The 20,174-nt window shown below is 65.4% G+C and carries 16 protein-coding genes; 8 read left to right on the forward strand and 8 right to left on the reverse strand.

From position 1 onward, the window contains the following. Window positions 1-165 precede the first annotated feature (165 nt). From BLT45_RS18450 to BLT45_RS01645, 3 genes are all read right to left on the reverse strand, one after another. Window positions 166-849, reverse strand: coding sequence for a hypothetical protein (locus BLT45_RS18450; protein ID WP_254771762.1), 684 nt, complete (start codon window positions 847-849; stop codon window positions 166-168). 656 nt (window positions 850-1,505) lie between these two features. Next, window positions 1,506-2,507 carry a hypothetical protein gene (locus tag BLT45_RS01640; protein ID WP_139187866.1) on the reverse strand — a complete coding sequence of 334 codons (1,002 nt, stop codon included), beginning with the start codon at window positions 2,505-2,507 and terminating at the stop codon, window positions 1,506-1,508. After that, window positions 2,504-4,864: an integrase catalytic domain-containing protein gene (locus BLT45_RS01645; protein WP_093294310.1), complete on the reverse strand. Its 2,361-nt coding sequence runs from the start codon at window positions 4,862-4,864 to the stop codon at window positions 2,504-2,506. The genes BLT45_RS01640 and BLT45_RS01645 overlap by 4 nt, the downstream gene beginning before the upstream one ends. A gap of 434 nt (window positions 4,865-5,298) precedes the next feature. Here BLT45_RS01645 and BLT45_RS01650 point away from each other — a divergent pair, with 434 nt between their 5' ends. From BLT45_RS01650 to BLT45_RS01680, 7 genes are all read left to right on the forward strand, one after another. Then, a complete protein-coding gene (locus tag BLT45_RS01650) occupies window positions 5,299-6,159 on the forward strand; it encodes an MlaA family lipoprotein (protein ID WP_175455691.1) in 861 nt (286 codons plus the stop codon). A gap of 84 nt (window positions 6,160-6,243) precedes the next feature. Next, window positions 6,244-7,428 (forward strand): efflux RND transporter periplasmic adaptor subunit, encoded by a 1,185-nt coding sequence (locus BLT45_RS01655; protein WP_217629520.1) that lies wholly within the window; start codon window positions 6,244-6,246, stop codon window positions 7,426-7,428. Then, window positions 7,425-10,526: an efflux RND transporter permease subunit gene (locus BLT45_RS01660; RefSeq protein ID WP_093294319.1), complete on the forward strand. Its 3,102-nt coding sequence runs from the start codon at window positions 7,425-7,427 to the stop codon at window positions 10,524-10,526. Before BLT45_RS01655 ends, BLT45_RS01660 begins: the two co-directional genes overlap by 4 nt. A gap of 97 nt (window positions 10,527-10,623) precedes the next feature. Next, the gene (locus tag BLT45_RS01665; RefSeq protein WP_093294322.1) at window positions 10,624-11,610 is read left to right on the forward strand and encodes an aspartyl/asparaginyl beta-hydroxylase domain-containing protein; all 987 of its coding nucleotides are present in this window, start codon (window positions 10,624-10,626) and stop codon (window positions 11,608-11,610) included. Between the two features lie 77 nt (window positions 11,611-11,687). Then, on the forward strand, window positions 11,688-12,368 hold the full coding sequence (locus tag BLT45_RS01670) for a response regulator transcription factor (RefSeq protein WP_217629543.1): 681 nt from the start codon (window positions 11,688-11,690) through the stop codon (window positions 12,366-12,368). Then, window positions 12,361-13,701: a sensor histidine kinase gene (locus BLT45_RS01675; RefSeq protein WP_093294328.1), complete on the forward strand. Its 1,341-nt coding sequence runs from the start codon at window positions 12,361-12,363 to the stop codon at window positions 13,699-13,701. The genes BLT45_RS01670 and BLT45_RS01675 overlap by 8 nt, the downstream gene beginning before the upstream one ends. A 159-nt stretch (window positions 13,702-13,860) precedes the next feature. Then, complete coding sequence (locus BLT45_RS01680) at window positions 13,861-14,655, forward strand: MipA/OmpV family protein (protein WP_093294331.1); 795 nt, start codon at window positions 13,861-13,863, stop codon at window positions 14,653-14,655. A gap of 7 nt (window positions 14,656-14,662) precedes the next feature. Here the strand turns inward: BLT45_RS01680 and BLT45_RS01685 are convergent, their stop codons facing one another. The 5 genes from BLT45_RS01685 to nirK are packed head-to-tail and all read right to left on the reverse strand — an operon-like array spanning window position 14,663 to window position 17,879. After that, window positions 14,663-14,902 carry a hypothetical protein gene (locus tag BLT45_RS01685; RefSeq protein WP_093294334.1) on the reverse strand — a complete coding sequence of 80 codons (240 nt, stop codon included), beginning with the start codon at window positions 14,900-14,902 and terminating at the stop codon, window positions 14,663-14,665. Window positions 14,903-14,956: 54 nt separating this feature from the next. Further along, complete coding sequence (azu, locus tag BLT45_RS01690) at window positions 14,957-15,412, reverse strand: azurin (RefSeq protein ID WP_093294336.1); 456 nt, start codon at window positions 15,410-15,412, stop codon at window positions 14,957-14,959. Between the two features lie 55 nt (window positions 15,413-15,467). After that, on the reverse strand, window positions 15,468-16,034 hold the full coding sequence (locus BLT45_RS01695; RefSeq protein WP_093294339.1) for an SCO family protein: 567 nt from the start codon (window positions 16,032-16,034) through the stop codon (window positions 15,468-15,470). Further along, entirely contained in the window at window positions 16,031-16,813 is a 783-nt protein-coding gene (locus tag BLT45_RS01700; protein ID WP_093294342.1) for a formylglycine-generating enzyme family protein, read from the reverse strand. The genes BLT45_RS01695 and BLT45_RS01700 overlap by 4 nt, the downstream gene beginning before the upstream one ends. Window positions 16,814-16,820: 7 nt before the next feature. Then, window positions 16,821-17,879, reverse strand: coding sequence for a copper-containing nitrite reductase (gene nirK, locus BLT45_RS01705; RefSeq protein WP_093294345.1), 1,059 nt, complete (start codon window positions 17,877-17,879; stop codon window positions 16,821-16,823). Window positions 17,880-18,095: 216 nt separating this feature from the next. Here nirK and BLT45_RS01710 point away from each other — a divergent pair, with 216 nt between their 5' ends. Next, window positions 18,096-20,159 carry a TonB-dependent copper receptor gene (locus BLT45_RS01710; RefSeq protein WP_093298361.1) on the forward strand — a complete coding sequence of 688 codons (2,064 nt, stop codon included), beginning with the start codon at window positions 18,096-18,098 and terminating at the stop codon, window positions 20,157-20,159. Window positions 20,160-20,174: the final 15 nt, after the last annotated feature.

The raw sequence follows: 20,174 nt of genomic DNA on the forward strand, positions 1-20,174 counted from the left end.
GCTTCTGGCCGAAGGAGGACAAGGAAACGACGTGTCTGCGCGTCGCCAGGCAAGCTTCGCCGCTCTTTCGTTGGAAATTCCAGCTCTTCAATGTAGTCAACCAGAACGTCGATCAACCAAAGTCGACGTCGCACTCAGATACATCACCCGCCTAACTGGGCTGGGCTAGACAGAAATCCTTGGCATGGAGAGCCCCTCTCTCCAGCTTTCTTCCCAGGGAGCTTGCCAGTCGTCTCGCGCGTCTCTGAACATTCTTGATGTGTACTCCTCGACATTAAGTATTCCGTTTGAGACGGCAACTATCCGAGCGGCTTCTCGTTCCTGAATGCCGAACACTGAGCAAAGCTCGGGCGTTGGATCCCTATCTCTCTCTTCCTCTTCAAGGATTCTCAAGGCCAATCCAAAAGCTCTGTTCCTGGCCCGGCCCAAAACAAGATGAGGCTGCGAGGCATAAGCATTCTTGTACTCGTCATAGAGCTCGCCGGCGAACAAGCTTAGAATTCCGCCGCAAAGGCCGTAACGCTTCTTGATAAACGTTAGGCTGGGCAGAGGGTGTCGAATGGAAAGGAGCCCGGACATAAGCAGGACCGCTCTCCGCGCGGGAAAGTCTCTCCAGTACTCATGGAAAGGAACTCCCACGAATCGATCCTCCGCATCAAAGAGTCCCCTTACGGGCGCTGTGTAGGGGTTAACTAGAAAATCACGGATGAAGACACCGTGGACTGCTGCAATGTTCAGCAGGCCCCTAATAGTAGGATGACTGAGAGCGAATCCATTAAAGCGATTGAAGAGAGATCCATCATCTTCCATCCTCGATGTGAACACTCTGTAGTTCGCTTCGGGGATCATGAACGACTGGTCTGATGACATCCAGAGGACTAGATCTGTGAGGCAGTCGTCGATCCACTGAGAGACAAAGCTTGGCGGTTGCTCAACATAGCGACCGGCACCAAAGAGAGGGGAGCTACAATGCGGGCATAAGAGGCTCAGGCGAAGGGGAGTACTCGTTGGCAGGCTCGCTGAGCATGTCCGGCACGAGTCTTCAATCAAGCAGCCGTGCAATCCGCATCGGCTCAACTGATCGAAGACCCAGATCAGTTGCTGCGTCTTGCCAACGGCGCGCCCAGCCTCCAGGCAAGGCGGACACCAGCGCCGATGGGTACTGATCCCAAGCCCAGCGCGCTCCCTAAGCACGCAATTGAGAGATAGAAGCGTCCCCTTATGGAGATCCTCAACGCCAGTCGCTGATACAAGCCCCTTGAGCCTGCGCACAAATCTGTTTCCCGGGCCAACCAGTAGGCCGGGCAGCTGACCACTGCCGGCGTCCTTCCTGCCTATGGACCGATCAAGGGTAGATAAGAATCCTTTGACACTTTCACCAGTTGTGGCTGAAATCCTTACGACATAGCTTTCGAGTGACTCGACCTGCGCGGTACCCGTGTCTAGGAGGGGTAAACACGGTAAGGCGGTCCAATGAAAGACTTGGCTTGTGTGCGGGCGATAAGTCACTTGCCCTTGCCCCAAGTAATCACAAGGTCACCGAGGTCGCGAGGGTCGTCGACGTCCTCGAGTAGCGAGTCAAAGGCGGCTGCCTTCGCCCAGAGAGTGACTCTGTTCTCCTTGCTCAGAGCCGCCTTCTCAAAATCACGAAGTGTAATCGTGTCGCCTGATCGGTTTCTCCGGGACAGATCTGCTCGAACATGGAGCTGGAGAAGCTCGCCATACGAGCCGGCAGTATTGGCGAGTGCAAGATCCAAATCGTTCAGTAGAACGTCTGGCTCATTGAGTGGAAACCTTCTTCCCACCGCCATTACCAGGTCGGCAAATCCTTGCAGATCGCTTTCCACGCGCTCACTGTATCTCTTTAGCCAAACGAACAGTGACCTCCTTACTACGTCTGGAAACCCGGACCAGAGTTTGAAGGAGTCACCCGTTCCGAGAAGAATGATGGTCAGTTTGCATTCCTCTGCCAACTGCATCAGTCCTATCATGTACTTGTCGATATCGTGGCCACGTGGCATACACGTAATACATGCAGAGTCCTCAATGAACAGCCACCTTACCCTTCTAGCGATGGCGTTCTTCTCGAATTCCAGTATTAGCTGATGTGCTGTCGTTCCTCTGCGCTCGGCCTGCCAGATAGGAGTCTGCACGAAGGACTCTGTCCTATCATGGACGATGTCAGGGTCCAATACCTCATCACGCGAGAGCGCCCATCTGATGTCAGGCTGGCGAAGCGAGAGCGCCAGGCGCTCTGCCAGATCCTTTTGGTTGAAGTTGTTCCTGTCAGTTAGAGTTGCGCGAACCGCCACCGCAGGAAGTGTCCCCCTTAGCCACGAATCCGGCTTTCCACACACCTTGCGCATTGCTCTGTATCTAAGTTCGCTCTTCCCGGAGCCGGAAACTCCGGTGACGAAAACCAAGGCCCCAGGTTTGCTGGCATCGAGTGCGTTAAGAAGGTCTTGCGTTCCTCTTGAGAAGTGTTCGTGAAGAATGACAGCGCTCATGACTTAGCCTCTATAAGCTCGGTAGTACTTCGCGGAGGACTGATCTTCAGGGGCGCTTGTTGCTCAGTGACAGCGGCGGCGGCGTCATCTTTGGCTAGGTCAGGGTGCTGGGTAGCGGAAACCATTGCGCTTCGGCGTGCGTATGAGTTTTCGGCTATCCGTTGCCGGATTTCCGCCTTCTGCTTGCCGAGTTGCGCGAGGTAGTAGCTCCTAAACTCAATGTCTATTTCCGAATCCGTCGCATGGAGGGGAGCGATACTTGACCAGGCCCTGTACCTTCCTGAGGTTGTCTGAACACGAAGCAGCGAAGAATCTTGGCAGTCTCTTCTGACCTCGCTAATTTCGGAGCTCCTAAGTGCCACTAGGAGCTCTCTGCTCGTGTATCTATACGCGCCATGATGAACCTCGCCGCGAGCGCCAGCCTTCTTGACGTCCGTTTTAATGGATGTCTGAAACCGAAAGTCTTCATCGAATGGGCACGGCGTACCCTGCATTCCGAACTGACGAATCGACTCCTCTTGTATCTCTAGAGGGGTGAATCCATTGGCCAGGGGAAGGTTTGATATGTCCTCATACAAGATTTGGTCAACTTCCTTCCTGATGTGGCGAAACTGCAGAGCGGCTGTGCGGCGGCTCTTGAACCGTCCATCTGCGCTTCGACCCTTCTTGTCGAAGTACGTGCCACCAGGGAGACGCTCAAGCGGCCCGTTTACTCGCCCGAGCAAGTTCTCTACTTGGCCGTTCGATCGAGATTTTGCCGCGGGGTTGATGATCAATGTGATTCTGTAGTGCTCACAGAACTTCCGCAGCCACGAAGATCGGTTCTCTGGCCCTCGATCGATCTGAATTATCGAGGGAAGACATCCATGGCGAGCCACGTAGTCCCGCAGCAGAATAGCGAGTCCGTCTCTTCTGGCGGGCCCGAAAATTAGGCTGGATGCTGCTGGGGTGCTGCTGTGGCAGTCCACTGCTACATAGAGAACTGGAGCTTCAAGAAGTAGTTTGTCCTCGATTCCTGGGAAGACTTTGTTGTCCACCTTCGTGGAGTCGATCTGAATCTTTATGCCCGTGGCAGAAGGAGGTGCAGAGCGTGAACGTGGATCAGCTGTTTGCGAGATGGCTTGGTACGCTCTCTTCCCGCCTTGGGCAAGGGCACGCTTGGCAGCGCTAGTCGCTTCTAGACGCTTTCGAAGTGTCGTCTTAGAAGGTGGTTCGATCTTTCGCTCGCGACATGCAATTGACAGTTCCGAGTACGCGTCCCCGAAAGAGGTCAAGTTGCCGCTCTGCCATTTCTTGCAGACGCCACTAAGCAGCTGAGCTTGGATCTCATCCAGCCTGCTAGTCCTGTTGCCGGAAGCCTGGTAGTTCGTTATGCACACTTCAAGTGCATTCGTTCCAGCGCGATCTGCTTCTAGAACACTCCTAACAAGCGGCTTAAGCCGCTCAGTCGCGGCGACTGTGCCGGCGATTACTTGACGTACCAGCGTCAGCCTCTTGATCCCCTTGTCAATGTCTAATTTCGAGGCTTTTGATAGACGGTCATCCGATTGCCTGAGAAGTTGATCTACTGAGGACGCGGTTCTGTCGCGCAGTATTTGTGCTTGATGTACGTCCGTCGTTAGCCAGAAGCTTTCTGTGTTGTCGATTGGCGTGGACGAGATAGGGCCGTAGACCAACGCCGTCGCGAGCATGTGACCTATATCTTTGATCATCAAACCGCTTATTCTTTCCCGGAGAAAGTGAAGTGATGCCGGTCCCTTCCTCAATTCATTCAAAACCGCCGCTTCGTACTTAGGCCTGCTGCCAAAGTCAACATTCGCATAGAGGAACTCGAGATTTCTGAGTTCAACAGAGAAGTGGCTTGGTTGCACCCATACCGTAAAGTTCGCACCGATGGCGTCAGCCCATTTCTCAAGAACTGGATTTGAGACCTTCGTACTAGTCCTTACCCACTCTTCTGGCTTCTTCTGGATCAGGGACTCGACCGCACTTAGCGGCTTACACTCAACTAGATCGACACTGGACTTCCGTATTACTAGGAAGTCCACCGTGAAACTAGACACATGTCGTCTTCCATATCTTTCGCGAACGATGTTCTTGCACAGAACTTGGGTGAAGTACCCAAGGACATCGCTATCTAGTTCCAGCTGATAGGCATAGAGGCGCTCAACGGTGTGACTTTCCATTTCCCGGAAAGCGCCGTTCTTCTTTGAGTACAAGTAGACAATCGAGTTCTCCAAGGCGTGCTCACCCACCTGCCGTGCTGCGGCGGCTTCGCACATTTCAGCGATCCGCGAGATGGCATCAGGGTCTAGTCCCTGCTGAGCAAGCGCCAGTCGAACTTTTGAGATGTCCATGGAGAGCGTCCGGCAACAGTCACCCGACGCACCAGAGGGTGGTGCGGGGCTGGATGGTCTTGGAACGGGCAACACAGATCGGGAGGCGCGAGTCGTCAATCTCGGGCGGCCCCGTCAGTGACCATGCCACCGCGCTGTCGAGATGTCAATAAGTAATTGATTTTGCTACTTTTATTGCAGAATAAAGCTCAACTTTTGTTTGTGTAAGAACGCTACTGAAAACCAACTTTGGTTATCAGAATCACCATAGTTGGTATGGAAATCATCCGGAGGACTACGCACTTTGGTGTGCGATCACCCACGCACTTTGGCTTCCCGGCCATGTGGAGCCGCTTCCGCGCGACCTTCCGCCCACATTGCGACGACATCGACACACCACGCTGCAGCACATGCCGATCCGGCGGTACGTGCCGGAGGCGCACCGGGTGACTGTCATGCACGCTCTCAGGATCGGTTTCCTCTTCGTGGCGCTCATCGCAGGCAGCGGCTGCGCGAGCCGCTCCGCGCAGGTGCGTCCCTCGCTGGACGACATGCAAGTCGTCGCTGCGAACGACATACAGGTGCCGGATGCCGACGCGCTATCGGACGCGCGACCACTCGCCGATGCGCACGCCGTGTCGCCCCCCGGCGAAGACGCCGCGGTCATCGAAGAAGACCTCGCGCTCGTCTATGGCGACGCCGAGGTGTGGGATCCGTGGGAGAAACAGAACCGCCGCGTCCATCGTTTCAACACTGTGGTCGATGCGCACGTCCTGCGCCCGCTGGCGCGCGCGTACACCCGCGCGCTGCCGGCTCGGATCCGTGCGGGCGTCACCCGCTTCTTCCGCAATCTCGGCGAACCCGCCAACGCGATCAATCACGCACTGCAAGGCCATCCCGGGCATTCGCTGGCCACCCTCGGCCGCTTCGCGCTCAACACCACGCTCGGCGTCGGCGGCGTGTTCGATCCCGCCTCGCGCATGGGCCTGCGCCGTCGCGATGAGGAGGACGTCGGCCAGACGCTCGGCACGTGGGGATGGCGGCGCTCGCGCTACCTCGTCCTGCCGCTGCTCGGGCCGCGCACCGTACGCGACACGCTGTCGCTCGTGGCCGACCAGCGCGTGGCGCCGCTGCGGTACGTCAACGACGGCACCACCGCGCTCGCTTTGCAGGCGCTCGAGGTCGTCGACGGCCGCACGCAGCTCGCGGCCTTCGACGACGCCCGCGAGGACGCCTACGACGACTACGCCTTCGTGCGCGATGCCTGGTCGCAGCGCCGCGTCCACCAGATCGAGCGCGACGCGCCGTCCGAGTAAGCGGACGCCCGACATTTGGACGACACCGCGATTCCATCCTTCCTCCCGCCGGGCGCAAGCCCCTCCCGACGCGCGCCCCTCCCCATGCCCATGCCCTTCCTCCAGCACCGTCGTCCTCTCGTCATCGCGGCCATCGTCATCGGCGTCCTCGCCGTCGTGCTGGCGCTTGCGTCCGGGCGCGCCGACGACGTGCCCGCGTCGAGTGCGCCGATGCCGGTGATGTCGGTCGTCCTGACCACGCCGCGCGCCGCACCGTTGCCGCTGCGGGTGCCGGCGACGGGCCACGTGATGGCGTGGCAGGAAGCGACCATCGGTGCCGAAACCGAAGGCCTGCGCCTGACCGACGTGCACGTCAACGTCGGCGACCTCGTCGTCCGCGGCCAGGTGCTGGCCACGTTCAACGCCGCGCTCGTGCAGGCCGACGTGGCGGAAGCGCAGGCCGCGGTCGCGGTGGCCCAGGCCGAGGCGCAGGAAGCGGACGGCAATGCGCGCCGCGCGAAGCTGCTGGAAGGTTCCGGTGCGATGTCGGCGCAGCAGATCAGCCAGTACCTGGCGGTGGCCGCCGTGGCGCGCGCACGCCTGGACGCCGCCCGCGCCGCCGCGCAACGCGAACGGGTGCGCCTCTCGCATGCGCGCGTGCTCGCGCCGGCCGACGGCATCATCTCCGCGCGTACCGCGACGGTCGGCGCGGTGGTGCCGGCGGGCCAGGAACTGTTCCGCATGATCAAGGACGGACGCCTGGAATGGCGCGCGCGCGTGGCGCTGTCCGACCTGGACGCGCTGGTGCCAGGACAGCTCGCGTTGGTGCGTGTGTCCGGCCACGCGCCGATCCGCGGCACGCTGCGCATGGTCTCGCCCGACATCGACACGCAAACGCACAGCGGCCAGGTTTACGTCGACCTGCCGCGCGACAGCGGCGTACGTGCGGGCACCTTCGTCACCGGCCATGTCAAGGTCGGCGAGATCCCGGCGCTCACCCTGCCGCAGACGGCGGTCTTGCTGCGCGACGGGTTCCACTACGTGATGCGCGTGGGCGCTACCTCGAATGTGGTGGCGGTGAAGGTCGAAGTGGGTCGGCGGATCGGCGACCGCATCGAGATCACCCGCGGCGTGGGGGCGGCCGACCGCGTGATCGCCTCCGGTCTCAGCTTCCTCAGCGAAGGCGACTCGGTGCGCGTGCTCGAGGCGTCGCCGCAAGCCGCCGCCGTCGTGCGCCACGGCAACCCCGCGCGCACGAATGCCGAAGCGCCGGCCCGGAGCGCGCCGTGAACCTCAACGTCTCGCGCTGGTCGATCCGCAACCCGGTCGCCACCACGCTGCTGTTCCTGCTGCTGACGCTGGCCGGCACCGGCGGCTTCCTGGCGATGAAGGTGCAGAACTTCCCCGACATCGACTTCCCGGTCGTCACCGTCACCGCCGCGTTGCCGGGTGCGTCGCCCGCGCAGCTGGAGAACGACGTTGCCCGCAAGATCGAGGATTCGCTGGCCAACGTGCAGGGGTTGAAGCACGTCATCACCACGCTGACCGACGGCGTGGCCACGATCACTGCGGAATTCCGCGTCGGCAAGCCGGTGCAGCAGGCGATGGACGATGTGCGCGATGCCGTCTCCGCCACGCGCGCGCAGCTGCCGGCGGACCTGCAGGACCCCGTCATCACCAAGATGGAGTTGGCCGGCACGCCGGTGCTCACGTACACGGTCGCGTCGTCCACCCGCGACGATGAAGCGCTGTCGTGGTTCATCGACAGCCAGGTGAGCAAGCAGTTGCTCGCCGTGCCCGGCGTGGGCGCGGTGTCGCGCGTCGGCGGCGTGGACCGCGAAGTGCGGGTGGAACTGGACCCGACCCGCCTGCTCGCGTTGAACACCACCGCCGCGGATCTCTCGCGCCAGCTGCGCGAACTGCAACAGGAAGCCTCGGGCGGCCGCGTCGACGTGGGAGGCGCCGAGCAGTCGGTACGCACCATCGCCACCGTCGAGGCCGCGCAGGACATCGCCCGGCTCGACGTCGCGCTCAGCCACGGTCGCCGGGTGCGGATGGACCAGGTGGCCACGGTCACCGATACCTCGGCCGAGCCGCGGTCGATGGCGCAGATGGACGGCCGCCCGGTGGTGGCCTTCGACGTGCTGCGCGCCCGTGGCGCCGGCGAGATCGACGTGGCGGAGGCCGCGCGCGCGGTGATCGACGAGCTGCGCGCCGCGCATCCGGAGATCGTCTTCGCCGAAGCGGTGAATCATGTGGATCCGGTCGCCGAGAACTACCACGGCTCGATGATGTTGCTGTACGAAGGCGCCGCCCTGGCGGTGCTGGTGGTGTTCTGCTTCCTGCGCGACTGGCGCGCCACCGTGATCGCCGCCGTCGCATTGCCGCTGTCGGCCATCCCGACGTTCGCGGTGATGCACCTGATGGGCTTCACCCTCAACACCGTGTCGCTGCTCTCGCTGTCGCTGGTGGTCGGCGTGCTGGTCGACGATGCGATCGTCGAGATCGAGAACATCGAACGCCACTTGCTGATGGGCAAGCCGCCGCTGCGCGCCGCCACCGAGGCGGCCGACGAAATCGGGCTGGCCGTGGTGGCGACCACGTTCACGCTGATCGCGGTGTTCGTGCCGACCTCGCTGATGGGCGGCACGGTGGGACGGTACTTCGTTCAGTTCGGCTGGACCGCGGCGATCGCCGTGTTCTTCTCGCTGGTGGTCGCGCGCATGCTGACGCCGACCATGGCCGCCTACCTGCTGAAGGCGCCGCAACGCGCGCACAAGCCACCGCGCTGGATCACCCGCTACCTGCACCTCGTGCGCGCCTGCCTGCGGCACCGCGCGCTGACGGCCGCGGCGGCGCTGCTGCTGGTCGTCCTCGGCCTGGGCGTGGCGGCGGTGTTGCCGGGCGAATTCATCCCACCCGATGACGGCAACCAGACCCAGGTGACGCTGACCCTGCCGCCGGGCAGCACGCTGCAGGACACCCGCGCGCTCGCCGAACAGGCGCGCACGCTGTTGCGCGCGCATCCGCAGGTCGTCTCGGTCTACACCGCCATCGGCGCGCCGACGCGCGGTGGCGATCCCGACGAGGGCGCCGCGATCGCCAGCGTCGCGACGGCCGTGCTGACCGCCAACCTGGTGCCGCGCGCCGAGCGCGACGGGGTCAGCCGGCAGGCGATCGAACGCCGCCTGCGCGAGGACCTGGTCCAGCTGCCCGGCGCGCGCGTGGGCGTCGGCGCCGGTGGCGACAGCGAAGGCTACGAACTGGTGCTCGCCTCCGACGACGGCCCGACGCTGATGCGCCATGCCAGCGTGGTGGAGCGCGAACTGCGCGGCATCCCCGGCATCGGTGCGGTGACCTCGTCCGCCAGCGTGGTGCGGCCCGAGCTGGTGGTCCGCCCCGACTTCGCCCGCGCCGCCGACCTGGGCGTGACCTCGGCGGCCATCGCGGAAACGCTGCGCATCGCCACCGCCGGCGACTACCGGCAGGACCTGGCCAAATTGAACCTCAGCGAGCGACAGGTCTCCGTGGTGGTGCGCCTGGCCGATGAAGGCCGCGACGATCTCGACACCTTGCGGCGCCTGCCGGTGCCCGGCGCGCGCGGACCGGTGCCGCTGGAAAGCGTGGCGGACTTGCAGTTGCTCAGCGGCCCGTCCGAGCTGACGCGCTTCGACCGCATGCGCAACGTGACGCTGAAGGTGGAACTCAACGGGCGGCCGCTGGGCGACGTGGAAGAGGCGGCTGCCGCTTTGCCCAGCCTGCAGGCGTTGCCGCGCGGCGTGGTGCAGGCCGCGGCCGGCGATGCGGAAGTGATGGGCGAACTGGTGGCGAGCTTCGCCGTCGCCATGCTCGCCGGCGTGCTCTGCGTCTACGCCGTGCTGGTCTTGCTGTTGAAGGACTTCGCGCAGCCGCTGACCGTGCTGTGCGCGCTGGTGCTGTCGATTCCCGGCGCCTTCCTCGCCTTGTTCGTCGCCGGCGCCACGTTGTCGATGCCGTCGATGATCGGGCTGATCATGCTGATGGGCATCACCACCAAGAACTCCATCCTGCTGGTCGACTACATCGTGATCGCGCGGCGCGACCACGGCATGAACCGCACCCGCGCCATCGTCGATGCCTGTCGCAAGCGTGCGCGGCCGATCGTCATGACCACCATCGCGATGGGCGCCGGCATGCTGCCGGTGGCCTTGGGCGTCGGTGCCGACCCCAGCTTCCGCGCACCGATGGCGATCGTCGTCATCGGCGGCCTGCTCACCTCCACCGTGCTGTGTCTGCTGGTGATCCCGGTGGTGTACAGCGGCGTCGACGATGCGATCCGCCATGCCCGCGCATGGATCGGCCTGCGTCGCGACGATGCCTCCCCACGTGCCGCCGAGGCCCGCGCATGACCCCGGCCCCCGACACGGACGCAGCGTCCCTTCTTTCTTGCGCGGCGACGGCACGGCAAGGCCCGTCGTCCGCGCCTTTTTGTCCAAGGTGCGTCCCATGACCCCCAGCACTCTCGCGCTGGCCCTGCTCGGCCTGTACGTGGCCGGCAGCATCGCCTACGTCTACCGCTGGCGTGGCCGGCGGCGCTATGCCGGGTTCGGCGAATACCTGCGCAAGAGCTGGCCGGTGTTCGCGCCGCTCAACTGCGTGCTGTACATGGCCACGCGCCGGTTTGCGCGGCAGCCGGTGATCGACCGCGGCTATCTCGACGGCATCTCGATCCTGCGCGCGCACTGGCCGCGCATCCGCGACGAAGCGTTGACGCTGTACCGCGCAGGGCATCTGGACGCGACCGCCCACCCGGGGTCGCCGGGCTACCACGACCTGGGCTTCCGCACGTTCTACAGGCGCGGCTGGAGGAAGTTCTACCTGGCCTGGTACGGCACGCCGCATGCGTCGGCGCAACGGCTGTGCCCGGAGACGGTGTGGCTGCTGGCGCAGGTGCCCGGCATCCGCGCCGCGATGTTCTCGGTGTTGCCGCCGGGTGCGGAGCTCAGCCTGCATGCCGATCCGCTGGCGTGCTCCTTCCGCTACCACCTGGGCCTGGCCACGCCGAACGACGATCGCTGCTTCATCAACGTCGATGGTCGTGCGTTGTCATGGCGCGACGGTGAGGACTTCGTCTTCGACGAGACCTATCCGCACTACGCGCGCAACGACACCGATCAGATCCGCCTGATCCTGATGTGCGATGTCGAGCGGCCGATGCACGCGGCCGGGCGCGCCTTCAATTTCGGCTACGCGCAGCTCGCGCGTGCGCTTGCGGTGCCCAACACGCACGGGGATCCACGCGGCTGGCTCACCGCGGTGTTCGCCGGCGTCGCGCCGCTGCGCGAGCGCGCGGTGACGATGAAGTCGCGCCATCGCGGCGCGTACGTGCTGCTGAAATATTCGTTGAACGCGACGCTGCTGTTGCTCGCCTTCCTGCCCGTCTACGCCGTGCTACAGTGGGTCGAGCGCGCGGGCATCGCCGCGCTGTACTGAACCATGTGCAGCCCATTGCGCCCGATACCGCACCCGGCCGCCCACCGCGAGGCGCACGCGCCATGAGCAGGGAATCCCTGTCGATTCTGATCATCGAGGACAACGCGCAGCTCGCGGCCAACCTCTACGACTACCTGGAAGGTTGCGGCCACGTGCTCGACGCCGCGCCGGACGGGTTGTCCGGCCTGCACCTGGCGTCGTCGAAGGACTACGATGCGATCGTGCTCGACTGGAACCTGCCGCGGCTGGACGGCCTGACCGTGCTGCGCCGCCTGCGTGGCGAAGCGAAGAAGAAGGTGCCGGTGATCATGCTCACCGCGCGCGACCAGCTGACCGATAAGATCGACGGCTTCGAATCCGGCCTCGACGACTACCTGGTCAAGCCGGTGGCGCTGCCGGAGATCGAAGTCCGGCTGCGTGCATTGGTGACGCGGCTGCGCCAGTCGGCCGCACCGGAGGACATCCTGACGGTGGGCGACCTGACGTTCCACATGGGCACGATGGAGATCCATCGCGGCGCGCGCCGCATCGTGCTGACGAGGACCGGGCGGCGCCTGCTGGAACTGCTGATGCGCGAAAGCCCGCAGGTGGTCAGCCGCGCGAAGCTGGAGCGCGCCGCGTGGGGCGAAGGCGTGCCCGGCACCGACCTGCTGCGTTCCCACATGTACGTGCTGCGCCGTGCGTTGGAACAACCGCCGGAAACCACGCTGCTGCACACGGTGCCCGGCACCGGCTACCGGCTGTACGCGCTTGAATAGGCTGCGCGCCCTGCTCGCGAAGCCGCGCGGCGTGCACGGGGGCATCACCGTGGCGCTGGTGGTGTTCGGGCTGATCATGATGGCTTCGCTGACGTTCCAGAACTTCAGCAGCCAGGGCCTGATCGAACACCGCTACTGGGCCGACCTGCTGCGCTCGGTATCGGCCGACCACGCCGCGCGCGTGCGGGCGGGCGAAGCGGACACGCTGCCACAGACCGGCCTGGTACGCTCCTGGTACATCGCCCCGGGCCAGCGCGCCACGTCCGCGCCGTCGTACCTGGCGGACCTGCCTCCGGGCTACTACTCCACCGAAAACGGGTTTCGCAATTTCACCGCGCTCGACAGCTTCGACGGACACGGCAGCTTCCATTCGGTGGTCGTCGAGCTGCCGCCGGGCCGGCTGATCACCGCGCTCGACATCGGCGAGATCGAGGACCAGCAGAACCGCACTTCGCTGTGGAGCGTGGCGTGGGCGCTGTCGTTCGCGCTGATGATCGGCGCGGTGATCGCCTGGCTGCACACGAATCTCGTGCGCCCCGTGCGCGACCTGGCCGACCGCATGCAGGCCATCGATCCGCGCGACAGCAGCGCCCGCCTGCCGACGACCTACCTGCGCGAAGAGATCCAGGTGATCGCGCAGGCCAGCAACGTGCACCTGGAGCGCGTGGGCCAGTTCATCGAGCGCGAGCGCAGCCTGCTCGACCAGGCCAGCCACGAATTCCGCACGCCCATCGCCGTCATCGCCGGCGCCGTCGACGTGCTCCAGCAGATGCCATTGCCGGATACGTCGCGTCCGGCGCTCGCCCGCATCGAGCATGCGGTCGAAGGCCTCTCCGAGACGATGGTGGCGCTGCTCTACCTGGCGCGCGAACCCGAGGCCGGCGACGAACCGGCCGATGTCACCGCGTTGCACGAATGCCTGCCCGGCGTCGTGCGGGACCACGAACACCTGCTGCAAGGCCGGAGCACGCAGCTGCGCATCGGCGCGCTGCCGCCGACCTACCTCGCCGCACCGGAAGCCATGGTGCGCATCGCGGTCAGCAACCTGGTGCGCAACGCCATCGAGCACACCGAGGCCGGCGCCATCGACGTCACCCTGGCCGACGGCGTGATCGCCGTCGTCGACTCGGGCAGCGGCTTCGATCCGGTGGAAGCCGCGCGCCGCTACCGCGACAGCCTGCGCCAGGCCACGCCGCCGCGCGGCCAGGGCCTGGGCCTGTTCCTGATCGGCCGCATCTGCGACCGCTTCGGCTGGAAGCTCGATATCGACGCCGGCGGCATCGCCGGCACGCGCGCGCGCCTGGACGTGTCCGCCAGCATCATCCCGCTGTAACGGCCGCCGACAGCCGGCATTCAGCGCGCCGCCGCCGCGCACGACATTGCGGCGACATCGCCCCTCCATCCTGCCGTGGCCGTTCGCCGCCACGCATCCGAGCATGCGCTGACCGCGTCGCGAACGCGGCATCCCACCCCAGACAAGGTCGCGCATCCCATGAAGAAGCTCCTGTTGTCCGTGTTGTTGTCCAGCCTGCCCTTGGCGGCGTTCGCGCAGGAAGACGGCGATGGCCCGCCGGAAGGCGGCCCGCCGCGCTGGAGCGTCGGCCTGGGCGCGATGATCAAGGACAGCCCCTATGCCGGCGAGGGCACCGACGTGCAGCCGATCCCGCTGGTGTCGTACGAGGGAGAGCGCTTCTACTTCCGCGGCATCACCGCCGGCTGGCGCTTCATCGATACCGGTGCGTTCGAACTGAGCGCCTTGGGCAAGTTCCGCTTCGACGGTTTCAAGGTCGATGATCTCGGCCGCGTCGAACTGGCCCGCAACGGTCTGGATTACCGACTGCTCGACGACCGCGACATGGGCTTTGACCTGGGCCTGGGCATGACGTGGAAGGGCCGCGGCGGCGAGCTGGAAGTCGAACTGCTGGCCGACGCCACCGGCACCAGCGAAGGCCAGGAAGTGTCGCTGCAGTACGGCTACCCCATCGAGATCGGCCGCGGACAACTGACGCCGAACATCGGCGTCACCTGGCAGTCCAAGGACATGGCGAATTACTACTACGGCACGCTCGACGAGGAAGTCGCGCGCCGCGTGGTGGACTACAAGCCGGGCGCGGTCACCGTCCCGCACATCGGCGTGCAGTACTTCCGCCCGATCGGCGAGAAGTGGTCGGTCATGGGCTTCGCCCGCTACAGCAGCCTGCCGGACGAGATCTCCGACAGCCCGCTGCTGGAGCCGGACACCGACGGCAGCGCCTCGCTGTTCATCGGGTTCTCGCGCGGCTTCTGATCCTTGATCAACCGCTGCACCCGCCGCAGCAGACCGACGGCAGCCGCACGATGTCATCGGGACTCAGCCGGTAACCGGCATGCGCGAACGCCAGCAACAGTTCCACGGCAAGGGCGCTGGTCGCGCAGCGCAGATCGCCGGTGATCACGTCGCGATCGATGAGCACGGCAGGATCGAGGTCCACCAGATGGTGCGCCAGGATGGCGAGGTCGACCGGTCGCGCGCCCACGTGGATGACGTATTCCATCGCAAGACTCCTGAAACGGATGCGCCGCCCGGGTGGGCGGCGCGTCGGATCGGCTTACTTGGTCACGACCAGCTTGCCCTTCATCATCGTGGAGTGGCCGGGGAAGCTGCAGAAGAAGCTGTAGTCCCCGCCGGCGGTGAGCTTCTTGCCGGGGAAGGTGATCTTGGTCTTCTGGCCACCGCCGACCAGCGCGGTATGCGCGATCACGCGTGCGTCGTTGGCCTGCACGTAGGCACCGGCCGCGCCGGCCTTCATGCCGTCGCGGGCGACGGCGGCCAGGTCGGCGGTCTTGGACACGACCACGTTGTGGCCCATGGCGGTGACCGGCAGCTTGCCGCTGTGGGTCAGCTCGATGGTGATGGTGGGGCAGCTGGCGGAGACGGTGGCCTCCTTCAGGTCGAACTTCATCGCGTCATCGCCCTTCAGGCTGACGGTGCAGTTGCCGGCCGCCTGGGCCATGCCGGCGGCGCTGAGCAGGGCGATGGCGGCGAAGGTACGGGAGAGTTTCATGGTGGGGCTCCTTGGAGGAAGGGATGGAATCGGGAGGGCTGTGGGTGCCATGTCATCACGGCCCGGCGAGCAGCGCCTTGATCTGGATCAGGAAGGCGGGGTCGACGGCGGCCGCCGTCACTTCGCTGCGGGCGCGCACCCGTCCCTCGGCGTCGAGCAGCACCAGCACGCTGGTGTGGTTGATGCTGCCGTCGTCGCGGAAGCGGTAGCGCACGTCCAGCACGCTGGCGATGGCGCGGACGTCGTTCGCCGCCGGCGTCAGGAACTGCCATCCCTCCGGCACGCGATGGCGCCGGGCCACCTCCTGCATCGCATCGGGGGTGTCGCGGCCGGGATCGAGGCTGACCATCACCATGCCCAGCTGCCGGCGCTCGGCCGGCGACAGCTGTTTCTGCACGCTCTTGGCGTTCTCGATGATCAGCGGGCACATCAGGTGGCAGTTCGTGTAGAACATCGACACCAGGCGCGGCTGTCCGCGCAGCGAGGCCCACGCCACAGGCGCACCGTGGCTGTCCTGCGTGCGGGCTTGCAGGTGGTAGACCGAATCGCCGGGCAGCGACTGCGCCTGCAAAGGCGTCGCGAGTACCAGCAAGGCGGAGAGGAACAGGGAGGCGATCTTCATGGCGTGCTCCTTGCACAGCGGAAGCCGAGGTTGCCCAGCGTGGCGTCGGGTTGCAGCGCGGACAGCAGCACGAAGCGCTTCACCACGCCGTAGTCGCCGGGATCGTTGAAACTCATGGCGGTCGCGCCGCAGTAGCGCAGCGCGTCCCCGTCCTGCTGGCCGCGACGATCGCCGTCGCCCAGCAGCGAGGCGTAGTCCTCGCTCCATTCCCAGTGCGCGCCATGCAGACCGTGGATGCCGTAGGCATTCGCGGGCGCGTCGGGCGCCGCATCGATGGCGTGCGGCGTGCCGTCGTTGACCTGGCGCATTCGCCATGCGGCATCCTGGCGTGCGTCACGGCGCGCGGTATCGGCGGCCGCCGCGTACTCCCATTCGACGAAACGCGGCAGCCGCGCTTGTTGCGCGCGGCAATAGGCATCGGCGGCATACCAATTGACGTGCACGACGGGTGCTTCCGGATCGACGCCATCGCCCGGCGCATCCGGGCCGGCCCAATGGCCGAGATACCCCGGACTGGCGAACACGGCAGGAATGCGGTCGCGCCGCCATTGCGGCTCGCGGGCGACGAAGGCGGCGAAGTCGCGGTTGCTGACGGGTTGCGCCATCAGCGAGAACGACGCCACCCGCACGATGCGGGTGGACTCTTCATAGCGCACGGACGAACGGAAGTCGCCGCCCTCGATCCACCGGTAGCCGCTACCTGCGTCGCCGGCGACGGCGAGCGCCGACGCCATGGCGAGCAGGAGGAGCGAGGCGGTCGGGGGCAGCGTCCGTTTCATCCGTTCCTCACTTCTTGTCGGCCGGTTTCGCTTCCGGGTACTCGATGTCGTGCTGCTGGCCCGTGTAGATGTCGGGGTTCTTGTCGCCCTCGACTTTCAGGATGCCCAGCGAGCCCTTGTGGAACGTGCGGAAGATGCTGTGGTCCACCAGCACGAAGTTGCCCGGCACGTCCGCCTTGAACTCGACCATGGCCGAACCGCCGGCGGGGATCAGCGTGGTCTGCACGTTCTCCTGGTACTTGCTGCCGCCCTCGGTCCAGACCTTGTCGAAGATCTCGCCGATCACGTGGAAGCTGGAGACCAGATTTGGGCCGCCGTTGCCGACGAACATGCGGATCGTCTCGCCGGCCTTGGCCTTGAGCGCGTTGTCGCCCTGCAATGCGTCCACCGATCCGTTGAACACCACGTAGGTCGGGTGCTCGTCGATCGCCTTCTCCAGGCTGAAGGGCTGCAGGCCGGGCTCGCCGTACGCGCCTTCGGTGTAGAAGTCGCCCTGCACCACGTAGAACTCCTTGTCGACCGGCGGCAGGCCTTCTTCCGGCTCCACCAGGATCAGGCCGTACATGCCGTTGGCGATGTGCATGCCGACCGGCGCCATCGCGCAGTGGTAGATGTACAGGCCGGGATTCAGCGCCTTGAAGGAGAACTGCGTTTCCTTGCCCGGCAGGGTGAACGTGGCTTCCGCGCCGCCACCCTGGCCGGTGACCGCATGCAGGTCGATGTTGTGCGACATGTGCGAGTCGTGGCGGTTCTTCAGCTTGAACTCCACCGTGTCGCCCTTGCGCACGCGGATGAAGCTGCCCGGCACGGTGCCGCCGAACGTCCAGAAGTTGTAGGTCACGCCGTCGGCCATGCGCATGTCCTTCTCGATCATCTCGAGATCGACGACGACGTGGGCCGGCGTCTTGCGCGTCAGCGGCGGCGGCACCATCGGCGGTGCCGTCAGCACGGCATGGATCGTTTCGCCGGCGGGCGTGATCTTGCCGCCTTCCCCACCCGCGAAGGCGGGGCCGGCGAGCAATGCGGCGAGGGCACAGGCAAGCAGCGAGGTATGCAGGCGTTTCATGGCGCTTTTCCTTGATCGGTCGTGGGTGGGTGTGTGGCCATGGTGGAAATGCGCGCGCCCCACGACGTTGATCTGGATCAATCGACGCATGCCGATCGCGCGGATTCGTGCGCAGGCTTGACCAAGGTCAAGCGCGCGGCCGCCTGCGACACCGTGTCGCATCTGCACTCCAGGGTGCATCCCGACAATGGATGCATCCATGAGGAGCACCGCGCCATGAACCGAAATCTGCTTGCCGTCGCCCTGATCGGCGCACTCGCCCACACGGTGTCCGCCCATGCGCAGGACGCGCACGCCGGCGCGCACGCCGACGCGCTGCCGGTCACCACGCTGGACGACGTTGTGGTGGTGGGTGTCGCGCCCGCGATGGCCACCACCGTCATCACCGATCCGAAGCTCCCGCGCCAGCCCGTGCCCGCCAGCGACGGTGCCGATTACCTGAAGACCATTCCCGGCTTCTCCACGCTGCGCAGCGGCGGCACCAACGGCGATCCGGTGCTGCGCGGCATGTTCGGTTCGCGCATCAACCTGATGACGAACGATGGCGCGATGAGCGGCGCCTGCCCCGCGCGCATGGACAACGCGCTCTCGTACATCGCGCCGGAAACCTACGACCGGCTGGTCGTCATCAAGGGGCCGCAGACGGTGCTGTGGGGCGGCGGCGCGTCGGCGGGCACGGTGCGCTTCGAACGCGAGATTCCGTACTTCGCCGAACCGGGCGTGCAGGGGTCCGGCAGCGTGCTGGCCGGCAGCCACGGCCGCAACGACCAGGTGCTCGACCTCAGCGCCGGCACCCCGCGCGGCTATGCGCGCCTGTCGGCCAACCGCTCCGAGGCCGACGACTATGAGGACGGCAACGGCGACATCGTGCCGTCCGCCTGGAAGAAGTGGAACGCCGACGCTGCGCTCGGCTGGACGCCGGACGAGAACACCGTGCTCGAACTCAGCGCCGGCATCGGCGATGCGCAGGCGCGCTACGCCGGTCGCGGCATGGACGGCGCGCAATTCCGCCGCGACAGCCTGGGCCTGCGCTTCGAGAAGAAGCATATCGGCGGCGTACTGGACGCCGTGGTCGCCAACGTCTACCAGAACGACGTGGACCACGTGATGGACAACTACAGCCTGCGCGAACCCGACCCCGCCAGCAGCATGCCGATGCCGATGGCCAGCAACGTGGCGCACCGCACGCGCGGCGGTCGCGTCGCGACCACCTGGCAAGCGGGTCGCTGGGAAGTGACCACCGGCCTGGACCTGCGCGACAGCCGGCATGGTCAGCGCAGCGCCAGCGGTCGCGGCGCCTACCTCGCCGTGCCCTGGCGGGTGGACGCGAAGTTCCAGAGCTGGGGCGCGTTCGCCGAGTCGCACTGGCACATCACCGACACGCACCACCTGATGAGCGGCGTGCGCCTCGATCGTGCCGAAGCGCAGGACCTGCGCGTGACCACCGGCGGCATGATGCCGATGCCGAATCCCACCGCCGGCATGACGCGCGAGGAATCGCTGCCCAGCGCCTTCGTGCGCTACGAATACGACCTGGGTGGCCGCTGGGGCGCGTACGCCGGCCTGGGCCACACGCAGCGCATGCCCGACTACTGGGAGCTGTTCTCGCCTACGCGCGGCCCGGTCGGTGCAGCCAACGCCTTCGCGGGCGTGGAGCCCGAGCGCACCACGCAGCTGGATGTCGGCCTGCAGTTCAAGGGCGCGAAAGTGGATGCGTGGGCATCGTTGTATGCCGGACGCGTGCAGGATTTCATCCTGTTCGACTACTCGACCGGGATGATGGGCAGCAGTACCCGTGCGCATAACGTGGATGCCGACATCCGCGGTGGCGAGGCCGGCATCGACTGGCGTCCGGCGCAAGGCTGGAAGCTGTCGGGCGCCGCGTCGTACGCCTGGGGTGCGGTGCGCGATACCGGCACGGCGCTTCCGCAGATGCCGCCGCTGGAGGCGCGTTTCTCGGTCAGCCATGAACGCGGGCCGTGGTCGTGGGGCGCGTTGTGGCGCGTGGCGGCCGCGCAGGAGCGCGTCAGTACACAGCAGGGCAACATCGTCGGCCGTGACCTCGGGCCGAGCGCGGGCTTCGCGGTGTTCTCCCTCAACAGCGGCTATCGCTTCAACGATCGCCTGCAACTGACCGCCGGCATCGACAACCTGTTCGACCGCACCTACAGCGAGCACCTCAATCTCGGCGGCAACAGCGCCTTCGGTTATCCGGCCGACCCGGTGCGCATCAACGAGCCCGGGCGCACCGCCTGGGTGAAACTCAACCTGCGCTATTGAGCCCCGTGCGCGCGG

The organism is Pseudoxanthomonas sp. CF385 (genome assembly GCF_900104255.1).
GTDB lineage: Bacteria > Pseudomonadota > Gammaproteobacteria > Xanthomonadales > Xanthomonadaceae > Pseudoxanthomonas_A.

Bases quoted from the DNA above. Each gene is read 5' to 3' on its own strand.
- BLT45_RS01645 (WP_093294310.1), bottom strand. From the start codon at position 4,864: ATGGACATCTCAAAAGTTCGACTGGCGCTTGCTCAGCAGGGACTAGAC.
- BLT45_RS01685 (WP_093294334.1), bottom strand. From the start codon at position 14,902: ATGGAATACGTCATCCACGTGGGCGCGCGACCGGTCGACCTCGCCATC.
- BLT45_RS01710 (WP_093298361.1), top strand. From the start codon at position 18,096: ATGAACCGAAATCTGCTTGCCGTCGCCCTGATCGGCGCACTCGCCCAC.
- nirK (WP_093294345.1), bottom strand. From the start codon at position 17,879: ATGAAACGCCTGCATACCTCGCTGCTTGCCTGTGCCCTCGCCGCATTG.
- BLT45_RS18450 (WP_254771762.1), bottom strand. From the start codon at position 849: ATGATCCCCGAAGCGAACTACAGAGTGTTCACATCGAGGATGGAAGAT.
- BLT45_RS01640 (WP_139187866.1), bottom strand. From the start codon at position 2,507: ATGAGCGCTGTCATTCTTCACGAACACTTCTCAAGAGGAACGCAAGAC.
- azu (WP_093294336.1), bottom strand. From the start codon at position 15,412: ATGAAACTCTCCCGTACCTTCGCCGCCATCGCCCTGCTCAGCGCCGCC.
- BLT45_RS01700 (WP_093294342.1), bottom strand. From the start codon at position 16,813: ATGAAACGGACGCTGCCCCCGACCGCCTCGCTCCTCCTGCTCGCCATG.
- BLT45_RS01695 (WP_093294339.1), bottom strand. From the start codon at position 16,034: ATGAAGATCGCCTCCCTGTTCCTCTCCGCCTTGCTGGTACTCGCGACG.
- BLT45_RS01665 (WP_093294322.1), top strand. From the start codon at position 10,624: ATGACCCCCAGCACTCTCGCGCTGGCCCTGCTCGGCCTGTACGTGGCC.
- BLT45_RS01655 (WP_217629520.1), top strand. From the start codon at position 6,244: ATGCCCATGCCCTTCCTCCAGCACCGTCGTCCTCTCGTCATCGCGGCC.
- BLT45_RS01680 (WP_093294331.1), top strand. From the start codon at position 13,861: ATGAAGAAGCTCCTGTTGTCCGTGTTGTTGTCCAGCCTGCCCTTGGCG.
- BLT45_RS01650 (WP_175455691.1), top strand. From the start codon at position 5,299: ATGCACGCTCTCAGGATCGGTTTCCTCTTCGTGGCGCTCATCGCAGGC.